The sequence below is a fragment of the Pseudomonas paracarnis genome (assembly GCF_904063055.1).
GTDB lineage: Bacteria > Pseudomonadota > Gammaproteobacteria > Pseudomonadales > Pseudomonadaceae > Aquipseudomonas > Aquipseudomonas paracarnis.
Genome location: NZ_CAJFCN010000003.1, coordinates 94458 through 114198 on the forward strand (window position 1 = coordinate 94458; position 19741 = coordinate 114198).

Annotated in this window: 17 protein-coding genes; 10 read left to right on the forward strand and 7 right to left on the reverse strand. The window is 61.4% G+C overall.

All coding sequences use genetic code 11. The features are described 5' to 3' along the window. Nucleotides 1-131: 131 nt before the first annotated feature. Entirely contained in the window at nt 132-1115 is a 984-nt protein-coding gene (locus tag JMV15_RS07740) for a GlxA family transcriptional regulator (RefSeq protein ID WP_051661087.1), read from the forward strand. A 110-nt stretch (nt 1116-1225) separates the two neighbouring features. Here JMV15_RS07740 and JMV15_RS07745 read toward each other — a convergent pair whose 3' ends face one another. The 5 genes from JMV15_RS07745 to JMV15_RS07765 form a co-directional block, all read right to left on the reverse strand. Continuing rightward, nucleotides 1226-2473 (reverse strand): NAD(P)/FAD-dependent oxidoreductase, encoded by a 1248-nt coding sequence (locus JMV15_RS07745; protein ID WP_069868957.1) that lies wholly within the window; start codon nt 2471-2473, stop codon nt 1226-1228. Nucleotides 2474-2475: 2 nt separating this feature from the next. Further along, entirely contained in the window at nt 2476-4047 is a 1572-nt protein-coding gene (locus tag JMV15_RS07750) for an aldehyde dehydrogenase (NADP(+)) (protein WP_038450259.1), read from the reverse strand. A gap of 162 nt (nt 4048-4209) precedes the next feature. Next, a complete protein-coding gene (locus JMV15_RS07755) occupies nt 4210-5157 on the reverse strand; it encodes a dihydrodipicolinate synthase family protein (protein WP_069868527.1) in 948 nt (315 codons plus the stop codon). A 37-nt stretch (nt 5158-5194) separates the two neighbouring features. Continuing rightward, nucleotides 5195-6121 (reverse strand): 4-hydroxyproline epimerase, encoded by a 927-nt coding sequence (locus tag JMV15_RS07760; protein WP_069868526.1) that lies wholly within the window; start codon nt 6119-6121, stop codon nt 5195-5197. Between the two features lie 11 nt (nt 6122-6132). After that, nucleotides 6133-7758 (reverse strand): APC family permease, encoded by a 1626-nt coding sequence (locus tag JMV15_RS07765; protein WP_014718577.1) that lies wholly within the window; start codon nt 7756-7758, stop codon nt 6133-6135. Between the two features lie 187 nt (nt 7759-7945). On the opposite strand from JMV15_RS07765, the gene JMV15_RS07770 reads away from it, so the two are divergent. Next, nucleotides 7946-8755: an AraC family transcriptional regulator gene (locus JMV15_RS07770; protein WP_201491331.1), complete on the forward strand. Its 810-nt coding sequence runs from the start codon at nt 7946-7948 to the stop codon at nt 8753-8755. A gap of 152 nt (nt 8756-8907) precedes the next feature. Continuing rightward, complete coding sequence (treS, locus tag JMV15_RS07775) at nt 8908-10971, forward strand: maltose alpha-D-glucosyltransferase (RefSeq protein WP_014718575.1); 2064 nt, start codon at nt 8908-8910, stop codon at nt 10969-10971. Nucleotides 10972-11035: 64 nt separating this feature from the next. On the opposite strand, the gene JMV15_RS07780 is transcribed toward treS, so the two are convergent. Next, nucleotides 11036-11464, reverse strand: coding sequence for a glycine zipper domain-containing protein (locus tag JMV15_RS07780; protein ID WP_014718574.1), 429 nt, complete (start codon nt 11462-11464; stop codon nt 11036-11038). Nucleotides 11465-11691: 227 nt separating this feature from the next. On the opposite strand from JMV15_RS07780, the gene JMV15_RS07785 reads away from it, so the two are divergent. Then, nucleotides 11692-12150, forward strand: a complete 459-nt coding sequence (locus JMV15_RS07785) for an Hsp20 family protein (RefSeq protein ID WP_014718573.1) — start codon at nt 11692-11694, stop codon at nt 12148-12150. Nucleotides 12151-12216: 66 nt separating this feature from the next. On the opposite strand, the gene JMV15_RS07790 is transcribed toward JMV15_RS07785, so the two are convergent. Then, nucleotides 12217-13113: a LysR family transcriptional regulator gene (locus tag JMV15_RS07790; RefSeq protein WP_069868521.1), complete on the reverse strand. Its 897-nt coding sequence runs from the start codon at nt 13111-13113 to the stop codon at nt 12217-12219. Between the two features lie 338 nt (nt 13114-13451). Here JMV15_RS07790 and JMV15_RS07795 point away from each other — a divergent pair, with 338 nt between their 5' ends. From JMV15_RS07795 to JMV15_RS07820, 6 genes are all read left to right on the forward strand, one after another. Further along, the gene (locus tag JMV15_RS07795) at nt 13452-14141 is read left to right on the forward strand and encodes an isochorismatase family protein (RefSeq protein WP_032902445.1); all 690 of its coding nucleotides are present in this window, start codon (nt 13452-13454) and stop codon (nt 14139-14141) included. Between the two features lie 65 nt (nt 14142-14206). Continuing rightward, nucleotides 14207-14833, forward strand: a complete 627-nt coding sequence (gene ycaC, locus JMV15_RS07800; RefSeq protein WP_003191542.1) for an isochorismate family cysteine hydrolase YcaC — start codon at nt 14207-14209, stop codon at nt 14831-14833. Between the two features lie 174 nt (nt 14834-15007). Further along, nucleotides 15008-17155 carry an FUSC family protein gene (locus JMV15_RS07805; protein ID WP_003191540.1) on the forward strand — a complete coding sequence of 716 codons (2148 nt, stop codon included), beginning with the start codon at nt 15008-15010 and terminating at the stop codon, nt 17153-17155. Then, nucleotides 17145-17354, forward strand: a complete 210-nt coding sequence (locus JMV15_RS07810; RefSeq protein WP_003191536.1) for a DUF1656 domain-containing protein — start codon at nt 17145-17147, stop codon at nt 17352-17354. Before JMV15_RS07805 ends, JMV15_RS07810 begins: the two co-directional genes overlap by 11 nt. Further along, nucleotides 17351-18307 carry an HlyD family efflux transporter periplasmic adaptor subunit gene (locus JMV15_RS07815; protein WP_003191534.1) on the forward strand — a complete coding sequence of 319 codons (957 nt, stop codon included), beginning with the start codon at nt 17351-17353 and terminating at the stop codon, nt 18305-18307. Before JMV15_RS07810 ends, JMV15_RS07815 begins: the two co-directional genes overlap by 4 nt. After that, nucleotides 18307-19728: an OprD family outer membrane porin gene (locus JMV15_RS07820; protein WP_014718570.1), complete on the forward strand. Its 1422-nt coding sequence runs from the start codon at nt 18307-18309 to the stop codon at nt 19726-19728. Before JMV15_RS07815 ends, JMV15_RS07820 begins: the two co-directional genes overlap by 1 nt. Nucleotides 19729-19741: the final 13 nt, after the last annotated feature.

Genomic DNA, 19741 nt, shown 5'->3' on the forward strand with positions numbered 1-19741 from the left:
CAGTGCAATGGCCGCTACCCGCCTTGAGCGTCACCTGAGACAGCCACTGCATTTGCCCCTAAGATAGCGCCCACTGCACAACAATAAGCGTGGGCCGACCCTCGATGGAAAGACGCCAGTTCAGCGGTGGCATGCAAGGCAAGAACCTGCGCTACCTCAGTGATAACCCCCAGCAATCAACCTCGGTCACCCGTGTCGGTTTTTTGCTGCTCGAACACTTCTCCTTGCCGGCCTTCACCCAGACCCTCGACACGCTGGTGACCGCCAACCTGTTGCGCCCTGATCTGTTCGCTACGCGCACTTTCGGGTGGGGCGAGGGCGAAGTCATCAGCGACTTGGGCCTGATCATTCGCCCGGATGCGAACCTGATGCTGGCGAGCTTGCAGGACTTGGACCTGTTGGTGATCTGCGGTGGTTTTCGCACCGAACTCAAGGCCAGCGAGCCATTTGTCCAATGGCTGCGCAGTGCGGGTGAAGCGGGCGTGCGCCTCGCCGGTTTGTGGAACGGCTCGTGGTTCCTCGGGCGTGCGGGGCTGCTGCAGGGTTATCGCTGTGCCATCCATCCCGAGCATCGGCCGGCACTGGCCGAAGTGTCCAAGGCGGCGCAGGTCACCAGCGAACCCTACGTCATCGACCGCGACCGCCTCACCGCGTCCAGCCCCTCGGGGGCTTTCCATATGGCCCTGGACTGGATCAAGAGCCTGCATGGCAAAGCCTTGGTCGAAGGCATCGAAGATATTCTGGCGTTCGAAGAATCGCGCTACCGCCGCATCAAACCCACCGAAAACATCTGTGTCAGCGCGCCGCTGCGCGAGGTGGTGAAGCTGATGGACGCCAACCTCGAAGAGCCCCTGGAACTCGATCAGCTCGCCGTCTACGCCGGCCGTTCCCGCCGCCAGCTGGAGCGCTTGTTCAAGGAACAACTGGGTACCACGCCGCAACGCTACTACATGGAATTGCGCGTCACTGAAGCGCGACGCCTGTTGCAGCACACCGAGTTGTCACAGGTGGATGTGCTGGTGGCGTGCGGGTTTGTCTCGCCGAGCCATTTCAGCAAATGCTACAGCGCGTATTTCGGCTATCGCCCCTCCAAGGAGAAGCGGTTGGTCAAGTAGCAGGTCGAGCCCTGGGCGATACAGACTCTGCGGTGCTTCAGGGGCTGCGAGGCGATCCCTTCGCAGCCTCGCTGGGGCTCGACAGTTCCCACATTGGGTTCTCGGTATTCTCAGAATCGCTCCAGGCGGTAGAGGTGCAATTGCGGCACCCGCTCACCCGCAGCAAGCTGCCCAACCCACTCGGCCGTCACCGCCGCTTGTGTCAGTCCCAAATGCTGGTGACCAAATGCAAGCAGCACTTTGCCTTCGCACACCCGGTCAATGATCGGCAGCGAGTCGGGCAGGGAAGGGCGAAACCCCATCCAGGGCGTGGCTTCGCTGTCGCTCAAGTCGTGTCGGAACAGCCCTTTGCTCAACCGGTGCAACTGCCAGGCCCGTTGCATATTGGCCGGGCGGTCGAGGCCGGCGAATTCGACCGTGCCGGCCAGGCGCAGGCCACCGGTCATGGGCGTCATGATGAATTTGCGCTCCAGTGAAGTGACCGCGAAGGGCAGGCGCTGTTGTTCGTGGGGCAGCATCAGGTGGTAACCGCGTTCGGTGTCCAGCGGCACTTGTTTGCCGGTGAGAGCTGCGGTGAGTTTGGCCGAGTGGGCGCCGCAGGCGATCAGCACTTGCTGCGCTGTCAGTACGCCTTGGTCGGTCGTCAGGGAAACGCCGCTACCCTCCACGCGTCCGTCCAGAACGCGCTGCTGAAGAAATTGCACCCCCTCAGCCTTGGCCGCGTTAACCAGTTCGCCAACCACCGTGTACGGGTCCAGAAAGTGTCCGGTAGCGGGGAAGAACAACCCGCCTTGTATGGCGTCGCTCAGTTGCGGCGCAGCCTTGCGCACCGCATCGCCGCTCCAGAAGTCCACGGCGACGCCTTGCTGCCGCATGCGTTGCTGCACTGCATCCAGTGCAGCGCGGAATTCAGCGCGCTCATACACCAATAGCGAACCGTCTTCACGCAGCAATCGCGTTTGACCCATCGATTGCAGCAAGCGTTGCCACGCGCCCAGGCTACCTTCGTTCAGCGCGCGAAGGCCGGCCACGGTGCGCTGGTAACGCGCTGGCCGCAGGTTGAGCAACAGGCGGATAAACCAGGGCAGGGCGCGGGGCAGATAGGTCCAGTCCAGGCGCAGCGGGCCCATGGGGTCCAGGAGCATGGCGGGCAAGCGCTTGAGGATCGACAGGTCGGCGATGGGAAACACCTGTTCCGTCGCCAGGTGGCCGGCGTTGCCGTAGGAGGCACCCATGCCGGGTGCCTGCGGGTCGAGCACGACGACTCGGCGGCCTTGGCGTGCCAGCTGCAAGGCGCAGGCGACGCCGATAATGCCGGCGCCGACTACTACGATGTCTGCTTGCTTGGGATCGGCCATGATCATGCTTCTCGCTGGCCGTCGAGCAGGCGCCGCAACCGCAGCGGGTTGTCGTGCTGCAGCGCGGTGGGCAGCAAGGCGTCCGGGACGTCCTGGTAACACACCGGGCGCAGGAATCGCAGGATCGCCGCCGTGCCCACCGAGGTACTGCGCGCATCCGAAGTCGCCGGAAAGGGCCCGCCATGCACCATGGCGTCGCACACTTCTACGCCGGTCGGCCAGCCGTTCACCAGCAGGCGCCCAGCCTTGCGCTCCAGCACCGGCAGCAATGCCCGCGCCTGTGGCAAGTCGTGGTCATCCATCTGCAGGGTGGCGGTGAGTTGGCCTTCCAGGTGTTCGGACACCTGGCGCATGTGCTCGACATCACGGCACTGCACCACCAGCGAGGCGGCGCCGAATACTTCGGCTTGCAGGTGTTCATTGTCCAGGAACGCCTCGGCCTGGGTCACGAACAGATGGGGCTGGCCCTGGTTTGGCCCGGTCGCTGGCAAGCCTTTGGCGGCTATGGTGGTGTGCTGGGCCAGGGTCTTCAGGCCGGTTTCGCAGGCGCTGAAAATACCCGGTGTGAGCATGGTCTGGGACGGGCAACGCGAGAGACGCTCACTGGCGGATTGGACAAAACGGTCCAGAGCGGCGCCTTGCAGGGCGATCACCAGGCCAGGGTTGGTACAGAACTGGCCGGCGCCTTGGGTCAGCGACGCGACGAACCCATCGGCCAAGGCTTCGCTCCGAGCTTCAAGCGCAGCAGGAAACAGGTACACCGGGTTGATCGAGCTCATTTCCGCGTACACCGGGATCGGCTCCGGGCGTGCCTGCGCCGCATGGCACAGGGCGATACCGCCACTGCGCGACCCCGTGAAGCCTACGGCCTTGATGCGCGGGTCGCGCACCAATGCGATACCCACCTCGTTACCCGCGCCGTAGAGCAGTGAAAACACACCTTCCGGCAAGCCACACTCTTTAACCGCCTGGGCGATGGCGCGGCCCACCAGTTCGCTAGTGCCGGGGTGCGCGTTATGCGCCTTGACGATCACCGGGCAACCGGCGGCAAGGGCCGATGCGGTATCGCCGCCCGCCACTGAGAAGGCCAGAGGGAAGTTGCTGGCTCCGAACACGGCTACCGGGCCCAGGGCGATATGGCGCTGGCGCAGGTCGGCGCGGGGCAGGGGTTGGCGCTGGGGCTGTGCGGTATCGACGCGCACGTCGAGCCATTCGCCCAGGCGCACGGTGCGGGCAAAAGCGCGCAGTTGCCCGCAGGTACGGCCGCGTTCACCTTCAATGCGTGCGCGAGGCAAGCCGGTTTCGGCGCAGGCGCGTTCGATCAACTCATCACCCAAGGCTTCGATGTGGGTGGCGATGGTTTCAAGCAACGCGGCGCGATCTGCCAAGGTGGTTTCGCGGTAAGCGTCGAACGCGAGCCAAGCCAGTGCGCAGGCCTGTTCGACGTGTTGCTCATCCCCGCCGGCATAGGCGGGTTCCAGTGGGGTGTTGGTGGCGGGGTTGATGGCCCGGATCGCATCGCGATGGCCGCAAACGGATTGCTGACCGATCAGCATCTTGCCTGTCAGAGTCATGGGGACATCCTGGAACAAAAAGAGGTGTTGTAGGCGCGAGCTTATGTGACGAGCAAGCATGCTTGCGCTGGGGTGCGAAGCGCCCCCAATAAAAGCCGGAGACTGCTGCGCAGTCAGCGGGAGCAAGCTCCCTCGCCACAGCAAGCTCGCGCCTACAGAAAATCAAGCGACGTTCTGTTCGGCCGACCAGTTGGCATACCACTGGCGGAACAGCGCGTACTGCTGCTCGGCATACCGGCGCTGGGCAGCGCTGAGGCCGTCGGTTTCGTTGAAGTGCAGGGCGTAGCCCTGGTCGCCGTTGAGCACCATCAAATGCTTGTAATACAGCACCAGGTCGCAGCCCTCGTCGAACGACGACAACACCGCCAGTGCAGCTTCCAACTCGCGGGCCTGGCGACGCGCCTTGGCATCGCCCTTGGCGGCTTTTTTGCTCAGCGCCACCAGTTGCAGCACTTCGCGGGGCAGTGCGTTGCCGATGCCGGTAATGGCGCCGGTGGCGTTGCAGTTGACGAAGCCGTGCACCACTTGGGTATCGACGCCGACCATCAGAGTCACATCGTCATCCTGGGAGGTGATGTTTTCGGCGGCGTAGCGCAGGTCGGCGGCGCCGCCGAACTCCTTGAAGCCGATCAGGTTCGGGTGCTCGCGGCGCAGTTCGAAGAACAACTCAGCGCGGGTGGCGAAACCGTAGTAGGGGCTGTTGTAGATCACCGCCGGCAGGTTGGGGGCGGCGTTGAGGATCGCTGCAAAGTGGGCCTTTTGCGCAGTGGCCGAAGCACCTCGGGACAGCACGCGGGGAATCACCATCAAACCATCGGCGCCGACTTTGGCGGCATGGGCTGCGTGAGATACGGCTTCACGGCTGTTCACCGCACCGGTGCCGACGATGGTCGGCACACCCGCAGCCACCAGGCGCGCCACGCCTTCCTGGCGCTGGGCCTCGGTGAGCAGCGGCCAGTCGCCCATGGAACCGCAATACACCACGGCACTCATGCCGATGTCGATCAGCTCGCGACCCTTGGCCACCAGGGCATCGAAGTCCGGTTGGCGCTCGGCGGTGCAAGGGGTCATCAGGGCGGGCATGCAGCCGGTGAAGATGTTGTCGCTCATGGTGCTAACTCCGGTTTCAGTTGAATGAATAATGGGCTCAGATGCCCCAGGCAAACGGGTCTTGTTCGTCGATCAGCAAGGTGCTGTCGGCGGTCATGTAGGCGCGGCCGGTGATGAATGGGCGTACGCGTTCGCCGTCCCATTCATAGCGGCCCAGGAACTGGCTGCCGGTGATGCTGGCTTGTACCCAGGGTTCTCCTGCGGCCAGTTTTGCGTCGGCGGCCAGGCAGGCGAGCTTGGCGCTGGTGCCGGTGCCGCAGGGGGAGCGGTCATAGGCTTTGCCGGGGCACATTACGAAGTTGCGGCTGTCGGCGTGGGCGTCGTCGGCGAACAATTCGATATGGTCGATCAGCGCACCGTCTGCGCCACGGATGCCTTGGGCTTCGAGGGCCTTGAGCATGGCCCAGGTGTAGTCGGTCAGGGCCTCCACGTTATCCATCTGCAACTCATGGCCGTGGTCCGACACCAGGAAGAACCAGTTGCCGCCCCAGGCGATGTCGCCCAGCACCACGCCATGCCCAGGCACCTCAACCGCCACCTGCTTGCGGTAGCGGTAAGCGGGCACATTGCGCAGGGTCACGCTGCCGTCTTCGTGCAAGGTGGCCGCGACCGGGCCGACCGGCGTGTCGAGGCTGTGCACGCCCGGTTGGATCAGCCCCAGGTGGTGCAGCGAGGCAATCAGGCCAATGGTGCCGTGGCCGCACATGCCGAGGTAGCCGGCGTTGTTGAAGAAGATCACCCCGCAGGTCGCCCCCGGCGTGACTGGCGCACAGTACAGCGCGCCCACCAGCACATCGTTGCCCCGTGGCTCCAGCAGGCAGGCGCGGCGCCATTGATCGTGGTGGGTGCGCAGGTGGTCCAGTTGATCGGCGATCGAGGCACCCGCCAGTTCGGGAAAGCCGTTCATGACCAGGCGTGTAGGTTCACCGCCGGTGTGTGAGTCAATCACATGCAGTCGTTTCATAAGGCGCTCCATCAGTGGGTAGTCGGGGACAGTGGGGCGCTGTAGTGCGCGTCGATGACGGCTTCGCTTTCGTCCTCTTCCTGCTCCAGGCGTACCAAGTGGGCGGGTACGCCGGTGGCGGCGCCCCAGTAGTAAATGCCCAGGGCGCAGGCCGCCACCACCAGGGTGTCAAACGGGTGGCTGATCACACCAATACCGCCAAAGCTGCCGAGCTTGGAGAGCAGGATGGTCACGGCGTAGAAGCCGATCAGCCAGGCCGAGGAGCGTACTTGTTGCTTGAGGTTCAGGTGCGCGGTCGGCACCCAGCGCGCGCACAGCAGGTACACCACAAACATCAGGATTTGCAGGCCCAACAGCCAAGACACCGTGCTCCAGCCCGACCAGTAGACGATCAACGCAGCGATGATGAATGACAGCGGGCCCAGCACCGCCATGCCCTTGACCCGAAACGGGCGCGCCATGTCGGGTGCATTGCGGCGCAGGGCGGCGACCGTCACCGGGGCCACGGCATAACTGAGGATCAGGGCGGCAGACACCACGTTAATCAGCGCTTCCCAGGACGGGAACGGCAAGGTCCAGAACACCGACAGGCCAAAGGTCAGCCACAGCGCCGGGCGCGGGATGCCGGACTTTTCATCGATGCGCGTGAATATCTTGAAGAAGGTGCCAGTCTGCGCCCAGCCATACACCACGCGCGGGGTGGCGTTCATGTAGATATTGCCGCAGCCGCTGGGAGAGATCACCGCATCGGCCACCACCAGGTAGGCCAGCCAGCCCACGCCCAGCGCCAGGGCGATATCGCGATAGGGCAGGGCCAGTTCCTTGCTGATGCCGGCCCAGCCATTGGCGAGCATGTCGGTAGGCACGCCGCCGAGGAACGCGGTTTGCAGCAGCACATAGATGGCCGTAGACAACAGTACCGAGAGGATCAGGGCGATGGGGATGGTGCGCTGTGGGTTTTTCACTTCGCTGGCCACCGAAATGATCGGCGTCAGGCCCAGGTAGGCAAAGATCACCCCGCCTGCCGACACGGCCATCTCGATACCTGATAAGCCGAACGGCGCGAAGCCATGCACCTGGAAATTCGCCGGCTTGAAGAAGGTGAACAGCACGCCGATCACCAGTAACGGCACGATGAACTTGAACACGCTCACCAGGTTATTGGCGATCGCAAAGGTCTTCACGCTGCGGTAGTTGAGCACAAAGAACAGGCACAGCAGGGCAAATTGCACCAGCCAGCCCAGGGTGGTGGGGTCGCTGGAACCTGCCTTGGTCAGCTGCGGAAACCAGGCTGCGGCGTATTGGCGCGAGGCGACCACTTCAATTGCTACCAGGCTGGAAAACGCGATCAGCGTGATAAAACCCATCAGGTACCCGAGCAGCGGACCGTGGGAATACACCGGGTAGCGCACCACGCCACCGGCGCGGGGCAGGGCGGCGCCGAGTTCGCAGTAGACAATGCCCAGCAGCAGCACGGCGAAACCACCGAGCAACCAGGAAAAAATTCCTGCCGGGCCTGCGATGGCAGACACGTGGCTGGCAGCGAACAACCAACCCGAACCGAAGATGGCCCCCAACCCGATAAAGGTGAGGTCCATCAGTGACAGCTGTTTCTTGAACTTGCCTTGGCCTGACATAGCGGCGCCTTCTTGTGAGTTATTGGATAGGCATGCAGTGGCGCTATCCTGAACCCACATGCCCGGCTGACGATTGATGTTTTATGCGGCGATGGATGACGAATTCAGCACAATTTGCCGCGCTCGACAGCGCTCGTTCCATGGCGCAATCTGCTGGCTGTCGACGAATAAAAGGGCAGATAAAGTCATGTTGCAGAGCGCGTTCGCGAGCCTTTTCCAGGGCAGCCGACCCCACAACATCGTGCAGCTATTGAGCGGGGTAGAGCAGTTGCTGCCGATGCTCGATGTACTGCCCAATGCCGCGATTTTCATCAAGGACATCGACGCCCGCTACGTGCTCGCCAACCGCACCCTGGTGCAACGCTGCGGCCTCAAGCACCTGCAACCGCTGCTGGGCAAGACCAGCGCCGAAGTGTTCCCCGCACAATTGGGCCCCGGCTATACCGAACAGGACCGTCGTGTGCTGAGGCAGGGCCTGGTGTTGGAAGATCAACTCGAATTGCACCTCTACGGCACCCGCGAACCCGGCTGGTGCCTGACCCACAAGTGGCCGCTGTACAACCAACTCGGCGCGATCATCGGCCTGGCCGGAATTTCGGTGGACTTGCAGTCTGCCAGCGAAACCCACCCGGCCTATCAGCGCCTGGCGGCGGTGGACGAACACATCCGCAGCCACTTCAACCGCCGCGTCACCCTGGGTGAATTGACTCGCATCGCCGGGATTTCCGTGGCGCAACTGGAGCGCTACTGCAAACGCGTGTTTCACCTCACGCCTCGGCAAATGATCCAGAAAGTCCGGCTTGAGCATGCCCGGCGGTTGTTGCATACCGAGCTGCCAATTACCGAGGTGGCGCTGCAATGCGGCTACACCGATCACAGCGCGTTTACCCGGCAGTTCAAATCTTCAACCGGGTTCACCCCGAGGCAGTACCGGCAAGCGACGCAAGGCGGCAGGCCAGATGAAAATCTAATGTGGGAGGGGGCTTGCCCCCGATAGCAGTGTGTCAGTCAGGCTATTTTTATCTGATCCACCGCCATCGGGGGCAGCCCCCTCCCACATTTGGATGAAGCCAAGTCGATGCAACGAATGCCGCGCACGCCCCTCATATGCTTACACCGACCCTTTTCACCACGACAGGTACCGAGCTTATGACCGCGGCGAACAACGACCATGTGAACTGGCTGGTGCAACATTCCATGCTCCACGCAGCGCGGCAGCGGGCCAAGCTTTATTCGGGGCAAGGCCGCCTGTGGCAGCAGCCCTATGCACAGACCCGGCCGCGTGACGCTTCGGCCTTGTCGTCGGTGTGGTTCACGGCCTACCCCGCCTCGATTGTCACCCGCGAAGGCGGCACCGTGCTTGAGGCGCTGGGGGACGAAACCTTGTGGCATACCCTGTCCAAGATCGGCATCCAGGGCATTCACAACGGCCCGTTGAAGAAGTCCGGTGGCTTGTCTGGCACCGAGCACACCCCGACCATCGACGGCAATTTCGACCGCATCAGTTTCGACATCGATCCGCAACTGGGCACCGAGGCACAATTGCAGGCCTTGACGCGCATGGCTGCCGCGCACAATGCGGTGATCATCGACGATGTGATCCCGTCGCACACCGGCAAGGGCGCGGACTTTCGCCTGGCTGAAATGGCCTATGAGGACTATCCCGGCCTGTACCACATGGTCGAAATCCGCGAGGAAGACTGGCCGTTGCTGCCCGACGTGGCCGCCGGGCGCGATGCACACAACCTCAGCCCCTCCCAGGTAGACGCACTGCGTGACAAGCACTACATCGTCGGCCAATTGCAGCGGGTGATTTTCTTCGAGCCCGGCGTCAAAGAAACCGACTGGAGCGCCACCCCGGTGGTGCTCGGCGTGGATGGCAAGCCGCGGCGCTGGGTGTACCTGCATTACTTCAAGGAAGGCCAGCCGTCGCTCAACTGGCTCGACCCTTCGTTTGCTGCGCAGCAGATGATCATCGGTGATGCGCTGCACGCCATTGATGTGATGGGCGCGAAAATCCTGCGCCTGGATGCCAACGGCTTTCTCGGCGTGGAGCGCAAGCTCGATGGCACGGCCTGGTCCGAAAGCCATCCGCTGTCGATCACCGGCAATCAGTTACTCGGCGGCGCCATTCGCAAGGCGGGCGGGTTCAGTTTTCAGGAACTCAACCTCACCGTGGACGACATCGCGTCGATGTCCCACGGCGGCGCTGACCTGTCTTATGACTTCATCACCCGGCCGGCCTACCAGCATGCATTGCTGATGGGCGATACCGAATTCCTGCGCCTGATGCTGCGCCAGATGCACAGCCTCGGCATCGACCCCGGCTCGCTGATTCACGCGCTGCAAAACCATGATGAACTGACCCTGGAGCTGGTGCATTTCTGGACGCTGCACGCCCATGACAGCTTCCTGTTCCAGGGCCAGACCTTCCCCGGCAACATCCTGCGCGAGCATATCCGCGAGCAGATGTATGAACGCCTCACCGGCGAACATGCGCCGTATAACCTCAAATTCGTCACCAACGGCGTGTCCTGCACCACCGCCAGCATCATCACCGCAGCCCTGGGTATCCGTGACCTGGAGGCGATCACTTCGGCGGATATACAGCAGGTTCGCCAGATCCACTTGCTACTGGTGATGTACAACGCCATGCAACCTGGGGTGTTTGCCTTGTCCGGCTGGGACCTGGTGGGCGCGCTGCCGTTGGCGGCCGAAGAGGTGGCGCATTTGATGGCCGATGGCGACACCCGCTGGATCCATCGTGGCGCTTATGATCTGGTAGACCTGAACCCCGACGCCGAACTGTCGGCGGGGCAAATGCCGCGCTCAAAAAGCCTGTATGGCAGTCTGAACAGCCAGCTGCAGGACCCGGACTCCTTTGCCTCCCAACTGCAAAAAATCCTCGCCGTACGCCGCGCCTACGACATCGCCGCCAGCCGCCAGATCCTGGTGCCGGACGTCGAGCATCCCGGCTTGCTGATCATGGTCCACGAACTGCCGGCGGGTAAGGGCACTCAAATCACTGCGCTGAACTTTGGCGCCACGCCGATCACCGAAACCCTGCACCTGCCCAACATCGCACCGGGGCCGGTGGTGGATATCATCAATGAGCGGGTGGAAGGCGATTTGACAGAGGAGGGTGCGTTCACGATCACGCTGGACGCGTATGAAGGGTTGGCGTTGCGGGTGGTGAGCAGCACGCCGATGTAAAGGGATATTGGCCCGGCGTAGGAGCGAGCAAGCTCGCTCCTACATGGCAAGCCGTGCCACGCGATCAGTGGTGCTTGTTCTTGTGCTTATGCTTGTTGCCTTTGTGCTTGGCACCGCCTGAACGATGGCCGCTCTCGTCATCGGCCAGGTTATTACCCAGCGCGCCACCGGCTGCGCCCCCCACGCCGGCGCCGATGGTCGAGCCGGTGGTGCCGCCCAGGCGATTGCCAATCAGCGAACCGCCTGCCGAGCCCAAACCGCCGCCAATCGCCGCTTCGGTCTTGTTGCCCTTTTGCGCCCCCACCGCACTCCCGGCGGCGCCCCCCACGCCGGCGCCGATGGCCGCACCGGTCGAGCCACCAAGCTGCTGGCCTACCACGTTGCCCAACACACCGCCGACACCGCCTCCCAGCGCGGCTGTACCATCTCCAGCGGCCAGGGCCCCTTGGGAGATCAGAATGCCCAATGCCAGGGCCGGGAATGTCATTTTCATTTTTTTGTACCTCAAGGGCTGTCTCAGGCGCTCACGGGGTAAAGCACGCCTGGCATTTTGATTAGAGCACACGTCATAACACTTGGGCTTCGGTGATCGCCCCTTGCACAAGAAAAATTTTCTCCAGCCCTCTTGAATTCCTTTTGCGCGTCCATAAATTTTGGATCACGCGATGCCGAATCCGGGTTGCGTACTAAATCACTTGGAGAAACTCAGGAGATTTTAAAATGGCTACTACCCTGTCGTTGGCCCCACTGTTCCGTCAATCGGTGGGCTTTGATCGCTTCAATGACCTGTTCGAGTCGGCGCTGCGCAGCGAGGCTCCGAATTCCTATCCACCTCACAACGTGGAAAAGCACGGTGACGACGCGTACCGCATCGTGATCGCCGTGGCTGGCCTGACCGAGGAGGATCTGGATATCCAGGTCGAGAGGGGTGTATTGACGGTTTCTGGCGGTAAACGCGAAACCGACGATAAGGTCGCTTACCTGCACCAGGGCATTGCCCAACGTGCGTTCCGGTTGTCGTTCCGCTTGGCGGACCATATCGAAGTACGTGGCGCATCCCTGACCAACGGTTTGCTCAACATCGACCTGCTGCGTGAAGTGCCTGAAGAGGCCAAGCCAAAACGCATCATGATTGGTGGTGAGACCAAACCCGAGCTGCGTCAGGTCAGCTTGCAGTAAAACAATCGGCGGTAAAAAGGCGCTCTACGGAGCGCCTTTTTTGTGCGCGCTGCAAACGCAGGCCGGCTAAGCCTGGGTATTGGGTGCAAACAACTGCCTGGCCTCGGCAAAACACTTCTCTGCGATGACCGAGCGCGGTTCGGTCTTGCGCATCACCATGCCCAGGGGCGCAAGGACACTGGCGTCTGGCAGGTGGATAAATGCCAGGTTTTCGATGGGGTTTTCCAGGCCGCTGTCCAACGGCATGATTGCGCAACAGAAGCCTTCGTGGATGGCCTGGAACAGTTGATAGGTGGAGTCGCTTTCCAGAATCGGCTGGGGATCAAGACCGCGACTGCGGAAACTCAAGTCGATGGATTTTCGGTAGTGCATGCCATTGCTGATCATCCCCAGGGGCAGTTCGGCGGCTTCTTCCCAGCTCATCTGCGTGCCTTCGAAGTGGAAGTGGCGAGTGTCGTACAGCAGGCCGACACGGGTTTCGCCCAGTTCGAAAAATTCCAGGTAGTTGGGGCTCACGTGGTCCAGGTAGCACACGCCCAAGTCCAGTTGATTGGTGCCCAGCGCTTCGATGATTTTGTCCGAACTCATGGAGGTGAGGCTGAACTTGAGTTCCGGGAAGCTGTGGGACAAGCCCTGGATGAAGCTGATCGGATTGAAGCCGCTCAGGGGCACCAGGCCCAGGCGCAGGTTACCGACCAACTGGCCGCGACACGCAGCGGCTTCGGCGAACAGGCCGTCATGGGCGGCGAGCAGGGTCCTGGCCCAGGCCAACACGCGTTCGCCGGCCTGAGTAAAGCCTTCGAAACGTTGGCCACGGGTCACCAGTTCCAGGCCCAGTTCGTCCTCCAGGTTGCGCAGGCGCATCGACAGGGTGGGCTGGGTGATGTTGCAGCGGGCAGCGGCCTGGCCGAAATGGCGCGTCTGCTCCAGCGCGATCAGGAATTTAAGTTGTTTGATATCCATGAAGGCACCTGCCTGGAAATAAGTGAACGGTCATGATTGGCGCAAGTGCCTGAAATCCACGGGGTGGAGCCGATGATCGCATTGTAACGACTGGCACGTCCAAATGAGCTTGCCACCGTGCGGCTGCATTGTTCCATTTTTGAGATGGAGCGGCCCGTTTCAGCCACTACCTAACCCTGAGCGCGATGCTTAAGGTGGTCCCACTGTTTTTTTGGGTGGGCCTGCTGACACACGTCCAGGTCGTTGCCCAAGCGTTTCTGTACAGGAAGTACAGGCACGGCCGGGCGCAGTTCCGGCGCACACGCCAGGGAGGTATCGCCAAGCAAGAGGACATGCAAATGACTGCATCAGGTAACGCTGCAAACTTCAATGGGCAAAAGCCGACGATTGACCCCGCTGACACCGCCATGTTGCTGATCGACCACCAGAGTGGTCTGTTCCAGATCGTCAAGGACATTGATGTTCCTCAATTGCGCGCCAATGCCATCGCGCTGGCCAAGGCCGCGACCCTGCTGAAAATACCGGTCATCACCACCGCCTCGGTGCCGCAAGGTCCCAACGGCCCGTTGATCCCGCAAATCCACGAAGCCGCGCCGCACGCCCAGTACGTAGCCCGCCGTGGCGAAATCAACGCGTGGGACAACCCGCAGTTCCATGCCGCCGTCAAAGCCACCGGCAAAAAGACGTTGGTGATCGCCGGCACCCTGACCAGCGTGTGCCTGGCATTCCCGTCCATTGCGGCGGTGCATGAAGGCTACAAGGTGTTCGCGGTGGTCGATGCCTCGGGCAACCACTCCAGGCTGGCCACCGACCTGACCGTCGCACGCCTGGCCCAGGCCGGCGTGGTGCCGATCGACATCATGGGCACGCTGTCGGAGCTGCAAGGCTCCTGGAACCGCCCGGATGCCCAGGAGTGGGCTAACGTCTACACCCAGGCCATGCCGCATTACCAGCTTCTGATCGAGAGCTACATCAAGGCTCAGGAAGTGGCAAACAACCACGAAGTACTAGACTCACAGCGCAAGTAAATACGCTGGGGCCTTTTGCGGCGAGCCCATGTTGGGCGCTGCCTCTATTTATCAGGAGTATGAAGATGTCTACACCTTACGTTCGTTTGGACAAAGACAACGCCGCGGTACTGTTGGTCGACCATCAGGCCGGCTTGCTGTCATTGGTCCGCGACATCGACCCGGACAAATTCAAGAACAACGTGCTGGCCCTGGCTGACCTGGCCAAGTACTTCAAGTTGCCGACCATCCTCACCACCAGTTTCGAAACCGGCCCCAACGGCCCGCTGGTGCCCGAGCTCAAGGCCCTGTTCCCGGATGCGCCGTACATTGCGCGCCCAGGCCAGATCAATGCCTGGGACAACGAAGATTTCGTCAAGGCCATCAAGGCCACCGGCAAGAAGCAATTGATCATTGCCGGCGTCGTGACCGAAGTGTGCGTGGCGTTCCCGGCGCTGTCGGCCCTGGCCGAAGGCTTTGAAGTGTTTGTGGTCACCGACGCCTCCGGCACCTTCAACGAACTGACCCAGCAGTCCGCCTGGGCCCGCATGTCCGCCAACGGCGCGCAACTGATGACCTGGTTTGGCCTGGCCTGTGAGCTGCACCGCGACTGGCGCAACGACATCGAGGGCTTGGGGACGTTGTTCTCCAACCACATTCCGGACTACCGCAACCTGTTCACCAGCTACAACGCCTTGACTGAAGGCAAGTAAGCCCGAGCATGGGGGCTGTGCTGCGACAGGCAGTCCTCATTTCAACCTAGCACCAGGTGCGTTCAGATGAGCATGAACCGGTTTCCAGCTAACGACCTGTTATGAATTGGGCGCAGCTTTTGACCAAAGGTTGTGTCTCGGTCCGCAGGCCTTGGCAGCCCGCTTGAGCCGTTTATGCAGCCCCTGATCAACTATTTCAAAGTGGTGTTCAATCCAGGTATGGGCGCGCTGCTATTTGCGTTGCGCACCGTTGCAGCTGGATTGTTGACCTTGTACCTGGCCTTCATCTTCGACCTAGACCAGCCAAAATGGTCAGTGATGGCGGTGATTATCGTCAGCCAACCCTTGGGTGGCATGGCGTTGCAGCGTAGTTTTTCACAGATTATCGGCACCCTGGTCGGCGCGGCAGTGGCGGTGCTGATCATGGGCGTTTTCCCCCAGGCACCGGTCCCATTCATTGTTACCTTGTCGCTGTGGCTGGCGTTCTGCACGGCGGGTGGCACGTTGCTGCGCTACACCAGTTCCCACGCCTTTGTGCTCAGCGGGTTCACGGCGGTCGTCGTTGGGCTGCTTGCTGTACCGGAGCAGGATAATACCTTGATGCTGGCGATCACCCGACTCACTGAGACGCTGTTGGCGGTTGCCTGTGTCGGCGTGGTCAGCCTGTTGACGGCGCGCCCGGAAGCGGTCGCCCGGGGGTACTTTGCCAAAGTAGATCAAGTCCTGAAATTGATGGCGGCCCATGCGGCGGCGGTGATTCGTACCGAGGAGAGCGAGGCCGATTTCCGTAAGCGCCAGATGCAGTTACTCGGAGAAATCAACGCACTGGAAGGCCTGCGCCGGCATTTGTATTTCGATGCGCCACGGTTGCGCAGTGCCAACGGCCTGGTGCAACTGCTGGGTAATCAATTGGTATTGCTGACTTCACGTCTGACAGTGCTGCGTCGTCAACGCACGCTGATCGATGAGCGTTGGCAAGGTGAGCTTCCCGAAGACATTCAACAGCTGCGCGCTGACGAACTCGCGTTCCTGGATGAGTTGGCAGTGGCGGGGCGTTCATTATCGACGCAGGCGCGCCAGCGCTTTAGCGTGTTGCAGCAGCGCTTTGACCAGCAGGCCAATAAGGTTGAGCAACGTGATGAGCCCATAACAGGTACGTTACGCGCGCTGGCGTGGGCCTTGCGTTGGGAGCAGGCCAGGCTGTTGCAACAACTGGAAGAGATCCTGCAACTGAGTGATGCCATTCAGGAGGGCCGTCCGGCCAACTGCCTGCACCGCCAGAGCCGAAGTAATCCGCTGTACCTGGACTGGCGCTTGGCGGGAATGAACGCTGCCCGTGCGTTTATTGCCTTGCTTGTGTGTGGATTGATCTGGATCGAAACGGCTTGGGATGGCGCCCGGGCAGGGATGATCCTGGTGGGAATTCTGTGCTCATTGATGGCGACCTTTCCACGGCCCTTGGCGGCAAGCCAGAACTACGCACGTGGGTTTGGCCTGTCGCTGGTGATTTCAGCGGTCTATCAGTTCATGCTGGTGCCCGCCATTGGCGACGTCGAAATGCTGCTGTTGATTCTGGCGCCGTTGCTCTATGTGATTGCTGTGGGCCTGGCCAGCCCACTGACTGCGGGGATAGGCATGGGCCTGGGGCTTTCGACCTTCCTGATGGTGGGCCCGCAGAATATCGGGGCCTGGCAAAACACCGCGAGTCAGTGGTTCGAATTTGCCGGTGCCTATATCGGAGCTTGCACCTTGTCGTTACTGGTGTACTCCTGGGTGTTTCCATTCAATCCGGCCCGGCGCATTCACCGTCTGTTCGATGAGAGCCGGGAGCAGGTCTACGTATTGCTCAAGACCTCAGCGACGGATCAGCAGCAGTTCGCCTTTGAAAGCCGGATGATGGATCGCCTGACCATGATGCTGGGTTTGTTGCCCGCGACCAAAGACCCGCGAGCCCATGCGCTGTTCGAGGTCACTCTGGCCTGCATGGCCCTGGGCGTGGCGTTGAACCAGCTCAAGCAACAAGGGCAGAACAATACATTGCTGACGGCGCAAACCCAGGCCCGTTTGCAGTCGGTTCTGGACCAGTCAGGCCGTTATGTGGCGGGAAGGCCCACCGTCGACTGGCAGGCATTGACCGATGCATTGCGGCACCTGGGCGATGACCTGGACCAACTGCATGCCGCTGAGCTTTCGTCCGGGCATGAACAGCTCTGGTCGGTGTTTCGCATTCGCGTGGCACTGCTGATCGTTGCCTCGTTTATTGAGCGCTACCGCGAATTTCTTGAGCTCGATGAAAAAGGAGTGCCGTCTCTTGCACATTGATTTTGAGGTAGGTGGCGTCTACCTGCCGCCCATTGCGCAGGCTTTGTTGCTGGCGCTGCCGATTTTCATGGTGCTGGGCTGGTCCTTGCGTCGGCTGGGCGTGCTGCGGTTTGTGTGGCATGAGGCGCTGTTCGAAGGCGCGCTCTATGTCTGCGTGTGTGCTGTTGTGATTCTAGTAATGGGAGCCTCGTCACCTTGAAAAAATACATCGCCCAACTGATTACCCTGGCGGTTGTCTTGCTGGCGCTGGTCCTGGGCTGGTTCGCCTGGGAGCACTACACCCGTTCACCCTGGACTCGCGATGCCAGGGTGCGCGCTGATGTGGTGACCTTGTCGGCGGACGTCTCCGGGCTGATCGCCAGTTTGCGGGTTCAGGATAACCAGCATGTGAGCAAAGGGGACCTGCTACTGCAAATCGACCCGGCGCGCTATGCCCTGGCAGTCGAGCACGCACGACGCTCTGTTGAAGTGGCCCAGGCCGCAATGGGCCAGTCGGAGGCTGCAATTATTGCCAGCCAGGCGCAGCTCAAACAGCGCCAAAGTGAAGAGCGGCGCCGGCGTAGCCTCAAACAAGGGTTCGCCATCTCCGGTGAGGAGTGGGAGAAGTCCAATACCGACGTGGCTATCGCTCAGGCGCAGTTGCTCAGCAACCAGGCCAACCTGGGGCTGGCCCAAGCCAATGTGCAGCTGGCAAAGGCTGCCTTGACCCAGGCCGAACTCGACCTGCAGCGCACCCGGGTGGTGGCACCCGTCAGTGGTTATGTGACCAACCTGCTGACCCGCCAAGGCGATTACGCCAGTGCCGGCGGTGCCTTGCTGGCGTTGGTGGACAGCGATTCGTTTTATGTCAGTGGCTACTTTGAGGAAACCAAGTTACCGCGTATCGCACAAGGTAACCCAGTGCGGATCCAGTTGATGAGCGGCGAGACCTTTAGCGGAACCGTGCAGAGCATCGCCTTCGCCATCACCGACCGGGAGAACGCGCCTGGCAGTCGCTTGCTGGCCAACATCAACCCCAGCTACACCTGGGTCAAGCTGGCCCAGCGGGTCCCCGTAAGAATCAGGATCGATCCTGCCTATGCCGCCAAGGACCGCTTGCGCGCAGGCACTACGGCGACGGTGACGGTGCTTGAACAACAGGAGCAACGCTGATGAGTGTGTCATTGCGCCGGCTTATAAGGGTCTCAATCTCGCTGACTGTCTCGTTGTCGGCGACAGGGGCCTATGCCGATAACTCCATGGACCAGAGAGATAACCTCAGCACCGGTATCAATGAGCGCCAAAAGGCTGAGCTGTCGGTCACGCCGGGATTTGTCAGCGGCTCGTCTCTTAACGGCTTGCTGCGCAATTACTACCTGGGCCGCGATAATCACAACACACCGTCCAGGCGTGACCAGCGCGAATGGGTGCAGGGCGTGTACTTGTCCTTTCGTTCGGGATACACCGACACACCCATTGGTGTCGGGCTCGACGTGCATGGTTTTTATGGGCTCAAGCTGGATGGAGGAGGGGGCAGCGGCGGGGCCGGCTTGCTGCCGCTGGACTCAAAAGGCGCGTCGGAGTCTGACTTCTCGGCTGCGGGCGCGGCGCTCAAGTTGCGCGGGTTTGACAGCCTGATGCAGGCAGGTGATCAGTACCTAGAAAACCCGCTGATCGCCAGTGGCGTCAGCCGAGTCTTTCCCCAGACATTTCGTGGTGTCACGCTCAAGAACTACAGCCTGGAACACCTGACACTGGACACTGGCTGGATCGACTCAACACGCCAGCGCAACCAGAGCGGCCAAAGCCACTTGACCACCAGTTACGGCACCGGCAACAAGGCTGGGGTGGCCGCTGATCGTGAAAGCGCGTCCATGAGTTGGCTGGGCGGCGTCTACGCGGTGCCCGGCGCAATAACAGTGACCCTGTATGGCGGCCAATTGAGTGATATCTGGAACCAGTACTACGCCGGGGTCAGCCAGCCATTCAAGCTGACGCCTGGGCTTACGCTGACACCGTACCTGCGTTACTTCAAAACCCGCGATCAGGGCCAGCGCCAGTTGGGCCATATCGACAACAACACTTATAGCGGTGGCCTGACGCTGTCCGGCGCAGGCCAGAGCCTGACCCTGGGGCTGCAGAAGGTGGACGGCGACACGCCGTTCGACTACATGGTCCAGGACGACCGGACCTTCCTTTACCTGGGCAACTCCCAGCAATACGCAGACTTCAATGCACCTGGCGAAAAGTCCTGGAAGATTCAATACCAGACCAGCCTGGCGTTTATCAACGCGCCGGATTTCCAGCTCAGCACTTCATACACTCGCGGTGAAGCGGACCTGACCCGGGTCGATCCCAATAGCACGGGCTACGGCTACATCTATAACGCCGCCGGCAAAGATGCACACCATTGGGAGCGGGACGTTGCCCTGCGCTATGCCGTGCCAGACGGCAAGGCCAAAGGCTTGAATATCACCTTGCGCTGGGCCGCACACCGTTCGGCACAGGGGTATACCGCACCGGGCAACACCCGTGGCAATTCAAACGCCGATGAGTACCGGGTGATTGTCGATTACCCATTCAGTGTTTTCTAGTCGTTATTCAATG